Here is a 15,659-nt window from a genome sequence, read left to right as displayed (position 1 = left end):
GACTTCTTCCCGCTGACCGTCCATTATCAGGAAAAATATTCGGCCGCCGGACGTATCCCGGGCGGCTTCTTCAAGCGCGAACGCGGCGCAACCGAGAAAGAAACACTGACCAGCCGCCTGATCGATCGACCCATTCGTCCGCTGTTTCCGGAGGGGTTTTATAACGAGGTGCTCGTTATTGCGCAGGTGCTGTCGTACGATGGCGAGAATGAGCCGGACATCGTCGCGATGTGCGCCGCCTCCGCCGCTCTGTGCCTGTCGGGCGTTCCGTTCATGGGCCCGATCGGTGCAGCACGCGTCGGTTATGTCGATGGCGAATATATCCTCAACCCCAACTCGACGCAGGTCAAGGAAGGCGATCTCGACCTGGTCGTCGCCGGCACGCTCAACGCAGTGATGATGGTCGAATCCGAAGCCAATGAGCTGTCGGAAGAGGTCATGCTCGGCGCGGTGATGTTCGCCCACGCAGCCTCCAAGAAGGTCTGCGAAGGGATCATCAAGCTGGCGCAGAAAGCTGCCAAGGACCCGTGGGAGCTCGCCACCGGCGACGCCAAGACCGCGGCCAAGGCGAAGCTCAAGACGCTCGTCGGCAAGGACATCGAGGCAGCGTATAAGCTGTCCGACAAGGGCGAACGCTCGAAGGCACTCAACGTGATCCGCGACAAGGCGAAGGAGGCTTTTGCCGACGCCGACGCGCAGGAGCAGATGTCCGCATCCAAGGCGGTCAAGAGCCTTGAAGCCGATATCGTCCGCACCGCGATCCTCAAGGAAGGTCGCCGCATCGACGGCCGCAACACCACCACCGTCCGCAACATCGAGGCGATGGTCGGCTTCCTGCCCCGCGCGCATGGCTCGGCGCTGTTCACCCGCGGCGAGACGCAGGCGATCTGCACCACCACGCTTGGCACCAAGGACGCGGAGCAGATGATCGACGGCTTGGACGGCCTGACCTACAGCCGCTTCATGCTGCACTACAACTTCCCGCCTTATTCGGTCGGTGAAGTGGGCCGCTTCGGCGCCCCGTCGCGGCGCGAAACCGGCCACGGCAAGCTCGCCTGGCGCGCGCTTCGTCCGATGCTGCCGTCGAACGAGGATTTCCCCTACACGATCCGCGTGTTGTCGGACATCACCGAGAGCAATGGCTCGTCGTCGATGGCCACCGTCTGCGGCGGGTCGCTGTCGATGATGGACGCGGGCGTGCCGCTAATCCGTCCGGTCGCCGGCATCGCGATGGGCCTGATCCTGGAAGGCAAGGATTTCGCCGTGATCAGCGACATCCTCGGCGACGAGGATCACCTCGGCGACATGGACTTCAAGGTGGCCGGCACCGACCAGGGCATCACCACGATGCAGATGGACATCAAGGTCCCCGGCATCACCGAGGAGATTATGAAGGTCGCTTTGGCGCAGGCCAAGGAAGGCCGCGCGCACATCCTCGGCGAAATGGCCAAGGCGCTCGATCACACCCGTGAAGAGCTGTCGGCGCATGCCCCGCGGATCGAGACCATGTCGATCCCCAAGGACAAGATCCGTGAAGTGATCGGCACCGGCGGCAAGGTGATCCGCGAGATCGTCGCCACCACCGGCGCCAAGGTCGACATCGACGACGAGGGCGTGATCAAGATCAGCTCCTCCGACCTCGACCAGATCGAGGCCGCCCGCCAGTGGATCCTGGGCATCGTCCAGGAGCCCGAGCCGGGCACGATCTACACCGGCAAGGTCGCCAACATCGTCGATTTCGGCGCGTTCGTGACCTTCATGCCGGGCAAGGATGGCCTGGTCCACGTCTCGGAAATCAAGAATGAGCGGGTCGAGAATGTCCGCGACGTCCTGACCGAAGGTCAAGAGGTCAAGGTGAAGCTGCTCGAGGTCGACCAGCGCGGCAAGGTCCGCCTGTCGATGCGGGTCGTCGACCAGGAAACCGGCGCCGAGCTGGAGGACAGCCGTCCCCCGCGCGAAGCCGGCGACCGTGGCGATCGTCCGCGTGGCGACCGTGATCGCGGCCCGCGCCGTGATGGAGGCGGTGGCGGCGGCGATCGTGGCCGTGGCCCGCGTCGCGAAGGTGGCGGCGGTGACCGTGGTCCGCGTCGCGAAGGCGGCGGAGATCGTGGTCCTCGTGGCGAAGGCGGCGGTGATCGTGGTCCTCGTGGCGAAGGCGGCGGCGATCGTGGTCCCCGTAGGGAGCGCGAAGGCGGCAATTCGGACGGCCCAGCCCCCGAATTCGCCCCGGCGTTCCTGAACCCCGAAAACGATTAAGCCTCGGCTTCAGTCGAAAGAACAAAGGCCCCGCAGCAATGCGGGGCCTTTTTTGTTAATCAGCGCCCCCGCGATCTGCGGAATGCGCGATTAACCTTATGGTGGGACCAAGCGGCTAGGGTCGCGGGCGGGAGGAGACGCCGCGTGCAGAGAGTCGGGAGCCTGGATGGATTGCGCGGGCTCGCCGCGATCATCGTCCTGTTGCATCACGCCGCGATCCAGGTCGGCGGGTTTTCCTTGTTCGCCAGCGGGTACCTCGCGGTCGATTTCTTCTTCATGCTGAGCGGCTACGTCGTTGCGCGCGCCTATGAGCGCAAGCTGGCGGGCGACCTGACCCCGGCGGGGTTCATGACGCTTCGGATCAAAAGATTATACCCGGTGATGGCGATCGGGATCATCGCCGGGGCGGCGGTGGCGCTGGCCAGCGGGGCGGCTGGCGGCGCGGTCGCGTGGCGGCTGGCGGCGCAACTCGCGTTCGTGCCGATCATCGCCGGATCGGCCGGGCTGTTCATCCTCAACGGGGTGCAATGGTCGTTATTCTTCGAACTGGTCGCCAATGTGGTGCATGCCCTCTGGCTGCGGCGCTTATCGGGGCGGGCGATGATCGCGATGGTGATCGGCGGGTTGGCTGTGCTGGCGTGGACCGCGAGCCGCTTCCAATGGTTCGGGCTGGGCGACCGTGGCGATAATTTCGTCGGCGGCTTTCCGCGCGTGATGTTTTCCTATTGCGTCGGGGTGGCGATGGTCCGGCTCGGCCCGGCGCTCGAGCGGTGGCGGCCGGCGATGTCGGGCGCGCTGCTGCTGGTGGCATTGCCGGTGGTGCTGATGCTGGCCGATGTCGCCAAGGGGACGATGCCGGACTGGCAGGTTGATCTGGCGGTGGTCGCGCTGGTGCTGCCGATCGTGCTGCATCTGGGGATTGGCGCGACGATCGAGCCGGGGCTGGAGCGGTGGTCGGCGGTGATGGGGTCGATGAGCTATCCTCTATATGCCGCGCATCTGCCCGCGCTGGGGCTGGTGATCCTGCTGGCGCCGGGGTTTGGCTTCGGGGCGTTCGTCGCGGCCTGCATGCTGGCGCTGGGCTGTGCTTACGGGCTGGCGTTGTGGCTCGAGCCGGGGGCGCGAACGGTGCGCGTCGAGCGAAGCAATGCTGTCGCGGCGTGAAGTGGCGCTGGCGGCGCTGGCGGTGGCCGCGACCGGCGGGAGCGGAGCGTCATACTGGCGGGAGCGTCAGGCGCTGGCGGCATTCGACCCCGAGCTGCGCGACTTTGTGGCGCGCTATCTCGCCAATCCGCCACCCGATTTGAGTCCGGAAAATCTGGCGATGTTTCGGCAGGTCGAGCGCGCGACTGCGCCGCCGCCTTTGCCCAGCCCGGCAGTGAAGCGGAGCCAGGTACCGGGGCTCAACGGCGCGCCGCCGGTTGGTGTGCGCCTGATCAATGCGCGGCCCGGCACGGCGCGGCCGGCGATATTCTATCTGCACGGCGGCGGGTTCGTGATGGGCGACGCGGCGGGCGCGGTGCGGCAGCTGCAGGGGCTTGCAGCGGCGCTGGATTGCGTTGCGGTGGCGGTCGATTATCGGCGCGCGCCCGAAACCCGGCATGACGGGATGCTCGACGATGTCAGCGCGGCGCTGCGCTGGGTGCATGACCAGACGGCGCGGATCGGGGTCGACCCGGCGCGGATCGCGATCATGGGGTCGAGCGCGGGCGGCGGGCTGGCGGCGTTGCTGGCGATGCGCGCGCGCGACGAGGGCGTAGTCCGGCCGTGCCTACAACTGCTGGTCTATCCGATGCTCGACGACCGCACCGGGGCCGCGCCATCATCCGCACCGTCGCTGTGGAGTGCGGCGAACAACCGCTTCGGCTGGGCGGCGTTCCTCGGCGATCGGCCTGCCAACGCAGTCTCGGCACGGCGCAGCGATCTGGCCGGATTGCCGCCAACGTTGATCGCGGTCGGGTCGCTCGATTTGTTTCATGATGAGGATGTCGCCTTCGCGAAACGGCTGGCCAGCGCGGGGGTCGCGACAAAGCTCAAGGTCACCCCTGGCGCGTTCCACGGCTTCGACCTTGCAGTGCCCGGGTCGCGCGCGGCGAAGCGCTTTCGGGCCGATATCATTGCCGCGCTGGCGACGGCATTCGGGACAGAAAAGCACATCCGGGATTGACGAACCCGCGCAGCTTCGCGAAGAGGCGCTCGATGACCGACCTCCTGACCTTCCGCACCAACTGGTGGCGCTCCGCTTTTCTGGCGGCGCGATGGCGTGGGTGGTGATTTAAGTACCAGCCAAGTTTTCACAGCCCGCCCATCCGGCGGGTTTTTTATTGCCCGCGATGCCAATCAATCGAGGACATGACCGATGCAAAATGCCGCACTCCAACCCGCCAACGATCCCGATCTGCCCGGCCGCAACCCCTTGCCCAAATTACTGTCGGGGGAGGATTTGCCGATCCAGGACAGCGAGCATCTGTTCGGACGGCTGGTGCTTGGCAAATTGGAGCCGGCCGAGATTGCGGGAATGCTGATCGCGCTCAGGATGAAGGGCGAGACGGCGGAGGAGATGATCGGCGCCGCGCATGCGCTAAGCGCCGCCGCGCAATCGTTCGATCGGCCCGATTATCTGTTCGCCGATTGCTGCGGCACCGGCGGCGACGGGTCGGGGCTGATCAACGTCTTGACCGCGACCGGCTTCGTCGCCGCGGCGTGCGGGTTGCCGATCGCCAAGCATGGCAATCGCTCGATCAGTTCGAAATGTGGGTCGGCCGACGTGCTCGAGGCGGTCGGCGCGAAGATCGACCTGGCGCCCGCTGCGGCACGCGCGATGCTCGACGAAATCGGCTTCTGTTTTTTGTTCGCGCCGGCTTATCATCCGGGGATGAAACATGCCGCTTTGGTGCGGCGGCAATTGGCGGTGCGGACGGTGATGAACTTGCTCGGGCCGTGCATCAATCCAGCACGGCCGCCGGTGCAATTGCTCGGCGTGGCCGACCCGACGATGTTGCGGCGGATCGCGCAGACGCTCGACGCGGTGGGCGTGAAGCAGGCGCTGGTGGTCCACGGATCGGGGCTCGACGAGGTGGCGCTGCACGGCGAGACCCGCGCGATCCGGCTGTCCGATGGCGAGATGACCGAGATCGAGATTGCGCCCGAGGATGCCGGGATCGAACGCGCCGCCTTGAAGGTGGTGACCGGCGGCGACGTGGCGGAAAATGCGACGCGGCTGAAACTGCTGCTCGCGGGCCAGGGGACGCAGGCGGAGAATGACATCGTCATTCTCAACAGCGCGGCATTGCTGATGACCGCGGGCAAGGCGGGTGATTTGACCGAGGGCGCGGGCCAGGCGCGCGAAGCATTGCTGTCGGGCAAGGCGGGCCAGGTGCTCGATCGCTTCGTCGAGATCAGCAATGCCTGATCTAGCCATCGACCGACTGGGCCGCCTGGGCGAGATCATCGCCCACAAGCGCGTCGAGGTGGCCGAGCGGCTGGCGGGGGCGGATTTGTCGCCTGCGCAGCCGACGACGCGCAGCCTGGTCGCGGCAATGGCGCAGCCCGGGGCGCGGTTCATCTTCGAATATAAGCGCCGCTCGCCGTCCGAAGGCGCGCTTGGCGAAACGCTCGATCCGGGCGCGGTGGCGCGGGCTTACGCCGGGGTCGCGGACGGGATGAGCGTGCTGACTGATGCGCGTTTCTTTGGCGGGTCGCTGGATGATCTGAAAGCCGCGCGGGCGGGGTTTGACGGGCCGATATTGGCGAAGGATTTCGTGGTCGATGTTCGGCAAATTGCCGAAGCGCGGATCGCAGGCGCCGATGCGGTGCTGGCGATATTGTCGGTGCTCGACGATGACGAGGTGCGCGGCGTGATGGCCGAGGCCAAGCGGCTCGGGATGGACGTGCTGGTCGAGGTCCATGACGAGGCCGAGATGCGCCGCGCGGTGGTGCTTCGGGCGGCGCTGATCGGGATCAACAATCGCGACCTGAAGCGTTTCACCACCGACCTTGGCGTGACCGAGCGGTTGGCGGGAATGGCGGGCAATGCGCTGGTTATTTCGGAATCGGGGATTGTGAACCGCGCCGACATCGACCGCTTGGTGCGCCACGTCGACGGCTTCCTGATCGGCTCGACCCCGATGAAAAGCGGCGATCCGCATGGCGAAGCGCGCGCGCTGGCGTTCGGGCGGGTCAAATTGTGCGGAATGCGTAATGCGGGGGATTTGCGGGCGGCTCGGCACGCGGCTTACGTCGGGCTGGTATTCGTCCCCGGGACGCCGCGCGATGTGACCATCGACCAGGCGCTGGCGATGATCGCTGAGGTTCCGGATCATCCGCCATTGGTCGCCGTGTTTCGCGACGCGGAAGAGCATCAAGTCACGGATATCGCTCAACAATTACCTCTAGCCGCAATCCAGCATCACCGCCCGGCATATGATGCTCGCGGTACGACTGATGTCGAAACCTGGCTGGCCGAAACCCCCGGCGACCCAGTACGAGCAGCGGATAGGATCCTGTTCGACAATGGTCGCGGCGGGACTGGCGAGACGTTCGACTGGTCGACGATCGCCAACCGCCCCGAGCTTCCCAAGGCGCTGCTGGCCGGCGGGATCGGGTCGCATAATGCGGTCGCCGCGCGGCAGGTCGGCGCTTATGCGCTCGACGTCGGGTCAGCGATGGACGACAGGCCGGGGGTCAAATCGCACGCCAGGATTGCTTTATTGTTCGAGATATTACGCCCCATTTCACGCCACAAGGATCAATAATCATGCGTCAGGACGGTCGGTTCGGAAAGTTTGGCGGCTGCTTCGTGCCCGAGATTTTGCTGCCCGCGCTCGAACAACTTGAGGGCGCATTTCTCGATAGCGAGGCCGACCCGGCCTTCTGCGCCGAGCTCGATGAATTGCTGACCAAATATGCCGGGCGGCCGACCCCGCTGACGCTGTGCCGCAACCTCGGCAAGCCGGCGAAAATCTACTTGAAGCGCGAGGATTTGCTCCACGGCGGGGCGCACAAGACCAACCAGGTGCTGGCGCAGGCGTTGCTCGCCAAGAAGATGGGCAAGACCCGGCTGATCGCCGAGACCGGCGCGGGGCAGCATGGCGTCGCCACCGCGATGGTCGGCGCGTTGTTCGGGCTTCCGACGCAGATTTACATGGGCGCGGACGACATCGAGCGGCAGGCGCTCAATGTCTATCGAATGCGGCTGATGGGGGCCGAGGTGATCCCGGTGACCAGCGGCGACCGGACGCTGAAAGATAGTGTCAACGAGGCCTTGCGCGACTGGGCCGCAAGCTTTGAGACGACGCATTACATCCTCGGCACGGCGGCGGGGCCCCACCCCTTCCCGCTGATGGTGCGGCAATTCCAGCGGGTGATCGGAAAGGAAGCGCGGGCGCAAGTGATCGAAGCCGAAGGGCGGCTGCCCGATGCGGTAATCGCCTGCGTTGGCGGCGGGTCGAATGCGATCGGATTGTTCGCCGATTTCGTTGCCGATGACGGGGTCAAGCTGATCGGGGTCGAGGCCGCGGGCAAGGGGCTGAACGGCGGCGAGCATGGTGCGACGCTGCAGCGCGGGACGCCGGGAATTTTGCATGGGTCGGAAACGTTGATCCTGCAGGATATGGACGGTCAGGTGTCCGACAGTTGGTCGGTGTCCGCAGGGCTCGATTATCCCGCCGTCGGGCCAGAACATGCTCATCTGATGGACATTGGCCGCGCCGATTATGTTGGCTGCACCGATGTCGAGGCGATGGCCGCGTTCAGTGCCTTGTCGCTCCACGAAGGGATCATCCCGGCGCTGGAAACGGCGCATGCGGTGGCCGAGGCGTTGCGGATTGCCGAGGAGCAACCCGAGGCGCTGCTGGTGGTCGGGCTGTCGGGGCGCGGCGACAAGGATATGGCGCAGGTGCAGAGCCTGCTTGAGGTGGCGGCGTGAGCCGTTATGGCGCAATGTTCGACCGCTTGGCGGTGCGTAACGAGGCCGCGTTTGGCGGGTTCCTGATGCTCGGGCATCCCGATGCGGCGCGGTGCGGCGAATTGCTCGATGCCATGGTCGAGAGCGGGGCCGACATGGTCGAGGTCGGAATCCCGTTCAGCGACCCAGTTGCCGACGGGCCGGTGATTGCGGCGGCGGCCAAGCACGCGCTTGAGGCCGGGATGCGAACCGCCGATTGCCTGACGATGATCGCCGACTTCCGCGCGCGGCATCCCAATGTGCCGATCGGAATTTTGACCTATGCCAATATTGTCGTCGCCCGCGGTCGCGAACGGTTCTGCGGCGAGCTGGCCGAGGCCGGGGCGGACAGTTTGCTGGTTGCCGATGTGCCGTCGATCGAGGCCGCGCCTTGGGCTGCAGCTGCGGTGGCGGCGGGGATTGACCCGGTGCTGATCGCAGCGCCGACCACGCCCGCGCCAGCGCTGGCCACCATCGCGAGGCTGGGACGCGGTTACACTTACTGCGTGGCGCGGCTGGGGGTGACCGGGACGGCGCAGGGACCGGCGCTAAGCCACCGCGCTCTGTTCGACGATCTCGCGCGGCTTGGTGCACCGCCTCCGGTACTTGGGTTCGGAATATCGTCACCCGAGCAAGTGGCCGAGGCGGTTTCGGCGGGCGCGGCCGGGGTGATCAGCGGAAGCGCGATTGTCGAGCGCGCGGGGCGGCCCGATGCTGCGCGAGAGATTCGCGAATTTTGCACTGCAATGAAGGCGGCGACCGAGCGGCGCTAGGCGACCCTTTGCGATTCCCGACGGGGGAGCGTATTTTCCCGGCAAGACTCGGGACTAACGGGGAGCAATATCGTGAGGCAATCGGTTCGGTATGTGGCGCTTGGCGCGATCCTGATGCTCGCCGCGTCCCCTGCTTTGGCCAGCGGGTCGAAAGTATCGTCGCCATTGGCGCTGGCCAAGCAAGCCGAAAAATTGAAACCCGGCGACTGGGTGTGGGCGGGCAATATCGCGCCCAAGGGGCCGGTGCTGGTCTATGTCGAACTGGATCGGCAATTGGCCACCGTCTATCGCAACGGCGTGCGGATCGGGGTGACCACCATCTCCTCCGGCAAGCCGGGGTTCGCCACCCCGGGCGGGGTGTTCACCATCCTCGAAAAGGACATGGATCACCGCTCGCGCACCTATGACAATGCGCCAATGCCCTATCAGCAGCGGCTCACGTGGAAGGGCGTGGCGATGCATGCCGGCAATCTGCCCGGCTATCCGGCCAGCCACGGCTGCGTGCGGATGCCGCTGGCATTTTCCAAATTGATGTTCACCACGACGACAATGGGCGGGACCGTGGTGATCGCCAACAGCAAGGCCGACCCGTACAAACGCCCGCCCGCCGGTGTGCTCGCGCCGCACAGCGACGGCGGCAGGTCGATCGCCCGGCTGCCGTTGCAGAACAGCGAGGCCTATCGCTGGACCCCCGAAGCCGCCCCCAGCGGGCCGGTATCGATCATCATTTCGACCGGCGACCAATTGGTGGTGGTGCTGCGCAACGGGGTCGAGATCGGCCGCGCCCGGGCCGCCGTGAGCCAACAGGTATCGGAGTCACAAGTGCTGACGCTGGCCAAGAATTTGCGCGGTCGCAACGAATGGATCCAGGTCGGGGTCAACAATCTGAAGGCCGAAGATACGGCGATCGTCAGCACCCAAGGGGTCGAGCGGATGCAATTGCCCGCACCGTTCGTCGCCCGGATGCGCGGCGCGATGACACCGGGGACAACCGTGCTGATCACCAGCGCGAGCGTCGATGCACAAAGCACCGGCGTGCAGACCACGGTGATCGCATCCGAGCAATAAGGACGGGCATGGTTGGCGGCTCGCGGCCGGCGGGCGTGGTGGGGCTGAGGAGGATCAAACTCCTGACCTCTGTAGTGCGACCGTTGCAATGCAGCGTGGATTTTCCTCGACCCTTTGCTCGCTGAGCGAGACATTTCGGTGCTGGAGAGCACAGGCGAGCCATCCGTCGATAATTCTCATTCGCAGAAACCCTCGCCCAAGTTGGGCGCTTGACCCTAACATGGTGTCAAGGTTTATATGTCGTGCCGCATAACAGAAGCGAGCGCCGGAAATGAACCACGAACTCGATCACGCTCATGACTCCATCCAGCGAGTGGCGGGTGAGACTGCGGTGAAAGATCCCGTCTGTGGCATGACGGTCGACCCTGCCACCACGCCCCATCATGTCGAATTCGAGGGCCACGAGCATCATTTTTGCAGCGCGGTGTGCCTGGCGAAGTTTACCGCCAATCCTCATCGCTACCTACATGGCCCGGCGGATTCGGCAGCGATCGGCGCGGAGAATGTCCCGGCAGGCACCATATGGACCTGCCCGATGCATCCCCAGATCAGGCAGATAGGGCCGGGAAGCTGCCCGATTTGCGGTATGGCACTGGAGCCGCTCGAGCCGACGCTCGACGAAGGGCCCAACCCCGAGCTGATCGACATGACACGCCGTTTTTGGGTCAGCGCAATTCTGTCGATCCCGCTCGTCATCCTGACGTTGGGGGCCGAGATTTTCGGCTGGCAACTGATGCCGATGGCTACCTCCATGTGGCTCCAGCTGGCGCTCGCAACACCGGTGGTCCTATGGGGCGGCTGGCCTTTCTTCGAACGCTTCTGGGCGTCGCTCAAAAGCCGCAACCTCAACATGTTCACGCTGATCGGCCTCGGCGTCGGCGTAGCCTATGGCTACAGCGTTGTTGCGACCCTCGTGCCAGCCGCTTTCCCGTCGTCGTTGCGGACGATGGGAGGACTGGTGCCCGTCTACTATGAGGCGGCCGCCGTCATCACGACACTGGTCCTTCTAGGGCAGGTTCTGGAGCTTCGCGCGCGATCGGCAACTGGCAAGGCGATCCGCGCCTTGCTCGGGCTCGCCCCCAAGACCGCGCGCCGGGTGCGCGGCGGCGTTGAGAAAGACGTAGCGCTTGAGCTCGTTGCGGTCGGCGACGTGCTTCGCGTCCGTCCGGGCGAGAAGGTGCCGGTCGACGGGCTTGTCGTCGAAGGCCGGAGTTCGGTTGACGAGTCGATGATCTCGGGCGAACCCATCCCGGTCGAGAAGACGCAAGGCGACCTGCTTACCGGCGCCACCGTCAACGGCACCGGTTCGCTCCTGATGAAGGCCGAGCGCGTCGGGAAAGATACGATGTTGTCGCAGATCGTGCGCATGGTTGCCGAGGCGCAGCGATCACGGGCGCCGATTCAAGCGCTCGCCGACAAGGTATCGGGATGGTTCGTTCCAGCAGTGGTGTTGATTGCCGTGCTTGCCTTCGTCACCTGGTCGCTGATCGGCCCGGAGCCTCGTTTCGCTCATGCGCTGGTCAACGCAATCGCCGTCCTGATCATCGCCTGTCCCTGTGCGCTCGGCCTGGCGACGCCGATGTCGATCATGGTCGGGACCGGTCGCGGCGCGTCGGCGGGCGTGCTCGTCAAGAGCGCCGAAGCCCTCGAGCTGATGGAGAAGATCGACACGCTGGTAGTAGACAAGACCGGCACCCTGACGATTGGCAAGCCGCGCCTTATCGAGGTGGTCGCAATCAACGGATTTGATGAGGACGAAATACTTGGCTTCGCTGCTTCGCTTGAAAAGGGCAGCGAGCACCCTCTCGCAGCCGCCATCGTCGAAGGCGCAGATGAGCGCGGCGTGGTGATCGAGAAAGCGACGGATTTCGAGTCGCAAACCGGCAAGGGTGTGAGCGGAACCGTTGCCGGTCGCGCCATATCCCTTGGCAACAAACTAATGCTCGCCGATCTGGGGGTGGATACCGCCAGCCTCGACCCGCAAGCCGACAGCATTCGCGCCGAGGGCCAGGGCGTGATGTTCGTCGCGATCGACGCCAAGCTCGCCGGGCTGCTGGTGGTCGCGGATCCGATCAAGGACACTGCCGCCGATGCCGTTGCCGCGCTTCGAAAAAGTGGCGTCCGGGTCGTCATGATGACTGGCGACAATCGACGGACGGCCGAAGCCGTGGCTCGCCGCATCGGCGGGATCGACGAAATATTCGCGGACGTCCTTCCCGACCAGAAGCAGGCAATGGTCGAAAAATTGCGTAGCGAAGGACGCCGCGTCGGCATGGCCGGCGACGGCATCAACGATGCCCCCGCTCTCGCCGCAGCGGACGTCGGAATCGCGATGGGCACAGGCACCGATGTCGCCATGGAAAGCGCGGCCGTGACCTTGGTGAAGGGCGATCTTGCCGGGATCGTGCGTGCCCGACACTTGAGCCGCGCGGTAATGCGCAACATTCGGCAGAACCTGTTCTTCTCATTCATCTTCAATGCGGCCGGGGTGCCGATTGCCGCTGGTGTGCTTTACCCCTCGTTCGGCATTCTCTTGAGCCCGATTATCGCGGGAGCGGCGATGGCCTTCAGCTCGGTCGCAGTCATCGGCAATTCGCTCCGTTTGCGGTCGGCGAGGCTTTCGTGAACACGGCTGCCCACACCCCGCCGCTCGGCTACGCCGCGCTGACCCCTGTGTATGACGCCATGATCGGGCTGATGACTCGGGAATGGGCATGGCGCTCAAGGCTGGTGGAGCACATCGGCGCTGAGCCTGGCGAATTGATCGTGGATGTCGGGTCCGGCACCGGTAGTCTTGCAGTGGCGGTCACTGCCGCTACGCCCGACTGTAATTTTCTGGGAATTGATCCCGACGAACCAGCAGTAAAGATAGCCCGGCGCAAAACGGCCCGTGCAGGATCGAGCGCGACGTTTAGGGTCGGCACCTTCGGTTCACCGCCGGAAGACGATAAGCAGGTTGCGGACAAGATCATCTGCAGCCTGGTGCTGCACCAGGTGCCGTTAGACGAAAAGCGCCGTTTGCTTCGAGCGATGTTTGAGCGGCTGAAGTCCGGCGGCAAGCTGTTTGTCGCTGATTATGGCCTCCAGCGAACGCTAGCGATGCGCCTGGCCTTTCGGGCAACCGTGCAGCTTTTCGACGGCGTGAGGGATACTCAACCCAATGCCGACGGCGTCCTGCCGGCCCTGATCGAAGGCGCCGGTTTTGTTCGGCTGCGCGTTCTCGACGGTTTCGCAACCGCAACCGGTCATATCGAGATCTTGCGCGCGGAGAAGCCCGCCGGATTTGATCGCGACATGGATCGGGCATGAAGATTGGCGCCGTCTCGACCGCGACCAGCGTCAGTCAGCGGATGATCCGCCATTATGAGAAGATCGGACTGATTGCACCTGCCGCGCGCCGCGACTCCGGCTATCGCGACTATGACGTTCGTGATCTTCACACTTTGCGGTTTATTGGGCGGGCCCGTGACCTCGGATTTCCGATCGAGGATATTCGCCTGCTTCTCGCCCTCTGGACAGATCGCAACCGGTCGAGCGCAGATGTCAAAGCCTTGGCCTTGTCGCGCCTTTCGGAACTTCGCCAGCGGCTGGCGGTTCTCGAAGGCATGTGCCGGACACTCGAACATTTGGCGGAGAGCTGTCATGGCGACAGCCGGCCCGATTGCCCTATCCTCGATGAACTTGACACGGCGCGCGCATGATTGGCGCGGCTCGCCTTAATCCTTTGAGCGGATTGCAATTTCGCGCCTTTGCGCACATATTCCGTCACGTGAGCCTTCGCCACCTCTCAGCGATCCTGATCGCCTTTGCGATGTTGTTCGCCCCGCTTGCCATGGAAACTGGCAGCGCGATGGCGATGGCGCCTGCCGACCATCAGTCCCAAATGATGGTGCAAGGTCATTGTGGCGACCAGCCCGCCCAAGATCAGGACGGCAAGAAGATGGGCAAGTCCTGCTGTGTCGCTATGTGCACGGCCGTTGCCTTGACGGCGGCGGCTCCGGTCGATCAGCTTGCCTTTGCCAAGATCGTCGATCGTCCGTCACTCGAACCATTTCATCATAGCTATCTAGCCCAACTGGCCACGCCCCCTCCGCGTCGTGCGTGAAATCGAGATTTAACGATTTCACGAAGGATAGGACATGAAAAAGATAGTGACGGCGATCGCGCTGACGATCGCACTGCCCGCGATGGCTAATGGCCAAACGGGGACGGTTCCAGCGACCCAAGGTTCGGATCATGCCAAGATGACGGGCATGACGCCTTGCAAGGGCATGGCGGGCCACACGGCTGGCAACGGCCACGATATGGCGGCCATGAAGAGTCATGACATGGCCGGCATGAAAGGCCACGACATGGCCAGAATGACCAAGCAAGACCATGGGAAAATTATGCTTGCTTGCGGGAAGGCACCCCCTAACGGCGCTGCCGCGCCTTCGGCGGTTCAACCCACCCACAAGATGTAAGCTACCGAAAGCTGGCGTCGCTGAAATAGGCGGCGCCGGCCCACGGTCGCGCTTCATGGCTATTCAAGGATCTACAATGTTCGACAAGCTCGCACTTCCGCGGCGCCAGTTCCTGCGTGCCGCCGCTCTGGGTGGCGCTGGCGCCGGCTTCGCTGCCGCCATGCCCGCTTGGGCACAATCCGTTTCCGGTGGGCTGGTACGACCGCTTCCCACCGTGAGCGGCTCCCAAATCGCACTCACCATCGGCAAGGTTGCGCTCCGCGTTGACGGCAAAGTCAGCCGTGCGATCGGAATCAACGGCACCGTGCCAGGCCCGCTGGTGCGCCTGAAACAAGGGCAGAACGTGCGCCTGAGCGTCACCAACACGCTCGATGAGGATAGCTCGATCCACTGGCATGGCCTGCTGGTGCCATTCGCGATGGATGGCGTCCCCGGCGTAAGCTTCCCCGGGATCGGGCCGCGCTCGACCTTCGATTACGAGTTTCCGATCGTCCAGGCTGGCACCTATTGGTATCACAGCCACTCGGCCTATCAGGAAGAGGACGGTGTCTACGGTCCGATCGTGGTCGATCCCGAAGGCGCTGATCCGATCGTTTCCGATCGCGAGCACGTGCTCGTGTTGTCGGACCACAGCCCGATGACCGGTGCAACGATCTACAGGAAATTGAAGCAGATGGGCGGCGGCTATTTCAACATGCAGCGCCTGACCCTGTCGGGACAACTCGCCGGTCGCGACATGACCGCTGCGGAACGGCGCGAATGGGCCAACATGCGGATGGACCCGGCCGACATCGCCGATGTTACCGGATCGACCTACAATTACACCGTCAATGGCTATGGCCCTTACGACAATTGGACGGGGCTGTTCAAAGCTGGCGAGCGGGTCCGGCTGCGGATCATCAATGCCGCCGCGCAGACCAACTTCAACGTTCGCATTCCGGGCCTCGCGATGACGGTGGTCCAGGCCGACGGCCAGAATGTAAAACCGGTGACGGTCGACGAATTTCAGATCGGCGTTGCGGAAACCTTCGACGTGATCGTCACGCCGGGCGACCGCGCTTATTCGTTCGTTTCTGAATCTATCGACCGTTCCGGCCTCGGCCGCGCTACCCTGGCGCCGCGCGAGGGTATGTTCGCGCCTGTCCCGCCGCTCCG

Annotated in this window: 14 protein-coding genes; all 14 read left to right on the top strand. The window is 64.5% G+C overall.

All coding sequences use genetic code 11. The annotated features are described in order from the left end of the window. A partial coding sequence (gene pnp / locus RMN73_RS00235) for a polyribonucleotide nucleotidyltransferase (RefSeq protein WP_309601309.1) occupies window positions 1-2,256 on the top strand: 2,256 nt, incomplete at its 5' end. 144 nt (window positions 2,257-2,400) lie between these two features. Further along, complete coding sequence (locus tag RMN73_RS00230) at window positions 2,401-3,420, top strand: acyltransferase (RefSeq protein WP_309601308.1); 1,020 nt, start codon at window positions 2,401-2,403, stop codon at window positions 3,418-3,420. Next, a complete protein-coding gene (locus tag RMN73_RS00225; protein WP_309601307.1) occupies window positions 3,404-4,423 on the top strand; it encodes an alpha/beta hydrolase in 1,020 nt (339 codons plus the stop codon). The genes RMN73_RS00230 and RMN73_RS00225 overlap by 17 nt, the downstream gene beginning before the upstream one ends. 192 nt (window positions 4,424-4,615) lie before the next feature. Then, window positions 4,616-5,668 (top strand): anthranilate phosphoribosyltransferase, encoded by a 1,053-nt coding sequence (gene trpD / locus RMN73_RS00220; RefSeq protein ID WP_309601306.1) that lies wholly within the window; start codon window positions 4,616-4,618, stop codon window positions 5,666-5,668. Continuing rightward, the gene (trpCF, locus tag RMN73_RS00215; RefSeq protein ID WP_309601305.1) at window positions 5,661-7,010 is read left to right on the top strand and encodes a bifunctional indole-3-glycerol-phosphate synthase TrpC/phosphoribosylanthranilate isomerase TrpF; all 1,350 of its coding nucleotides are present in this window, start codon (window positions 5,661-5,663) and stop codon (window positions 7,008-7,010) included. Before trpD ends, trpCF begins: the two co-directional genes overlap by 8 nt. Window positions 7,011-7,012: 2 nt before the next feature. Further along, the gene (gene trpB / locus RMN73_RS00210; protein WP_309601304.1) at window positions 7,013-8,182 is read left to right on the top strand and encodes a tryptophan synthase subunit beta; all 1,170 of its coding nucleotides are present in this window, start codon (window positions 7,013-7,015) and stop codon (window positions 8,180-8,182) included. Then, window positions 8,179-8,973 (top strand): tryptophan synthase subunit alpha, encoded by a 795-nt coding sequence (trpA, locus tag RMN73_RS00205; protein ID WP_309601303.1) that lies wholly within the window; start codon window positions 8,179-8,181, stop codon window positions 8,971-8,973. The genes trpB and trpA overlap by 4 nt, the downstream gene beginning before the upstream one ends. A gap of 72 nt (window positions 8,974-9,045) precedes the next feature. Then, window positions 9,046-10,041: a L,D-transpeptidase family protein gene (locus tag RMN73_RS00200; RefSeq protein WP_309601302.1), complete on the top strand. Its 996-nt coding sequence runs from the start codon at window positions 9,046-9,048 to the stop codon at window positions 10,039-10,041. 271 nt (window positions 10,042-10,312) lie between these two features. After that, the gene (locus tag RMN73_RS00195; protein ID WP_309601301.1) at window positions 10,313-12,667 is read left to right on the top strand and encodes a heavy metal translocating P-type ATPase; all 2,355 of its coding nucleotides are present in this window, start codon (window positions 10,313-10,315) and stop codon (window positions 12,665-12,667) included. Beyond that, window positions 12,664-13,350, top strand: coding sequence for a methyltransferase domain-containing protein (locus RMN73_RS00190; RefSeq protein WP_309601300.1), 687 nt, complete (start codon window positions 12,664-12,666; stop codon window positions 13,348-13,350). The genes RMN73_RS00195 and RMN73_RS00190 overlap by 4 nt, the downstream gene beginning before the upstream one ends. Further along, entirely contained in the window at window positions 13,347-13,742 is a 396-nt protein-coding gene (gene cueR, locus RMN73_RS00185; protein WP_309601299.1) for a Cu(I)-responsive transcriptional regulator, read from the top strand. Before RMN73_RS00190 ends, cueR begins: the two co-directional genes overlap by 4 nt. Next, window positions 13,739-14,146, top strand: a complete 408-nt coding sequence (locus RMN73_RS00180; protein WP_309601298.1) for a hypothetical protein — start codon at window positions 13,739-13,741, stop codon at window positions 14,144-14,146. Before cueR ends, RMN73_RS00180 begins: the two co-directional genes overlap by 4 nt. Before the next feature lie 34 nt (window positions 14,147-14,180). Continuing rightward, entirely contained in the window at window positions 14,181-14,504 is a 324-nt protein-coding gene (locus RMN73_RS00175; protein WP_309601297.1) for a hypothetical protein, read from the top strand. Between the two features lie 76 nt (window positions 14,505-14,580). Further along, window positions 14,581-15,659: copper resistance system multicopper oxidase (locus RMN73_RS00170; protein WP_309601296.1), on the top strand; the 1,079-nt coding region annotated here is incomplete at its 3' end.

It is taken from the genome of Sphingomonas sp., from assembly GCF_031372575.1.
Taxonomy (GTDB): Bacteria; Pseudomonadota; Alphaproteobacteria; order Sphingomonadales; family Sphingomonadaceae; genus Sphingomicrobium.
The sequence above is the reverse complement of the archived record's forward strand: the minus strand, read 5'-3'. Positions and strand labels throughout refer to the sequence as shown.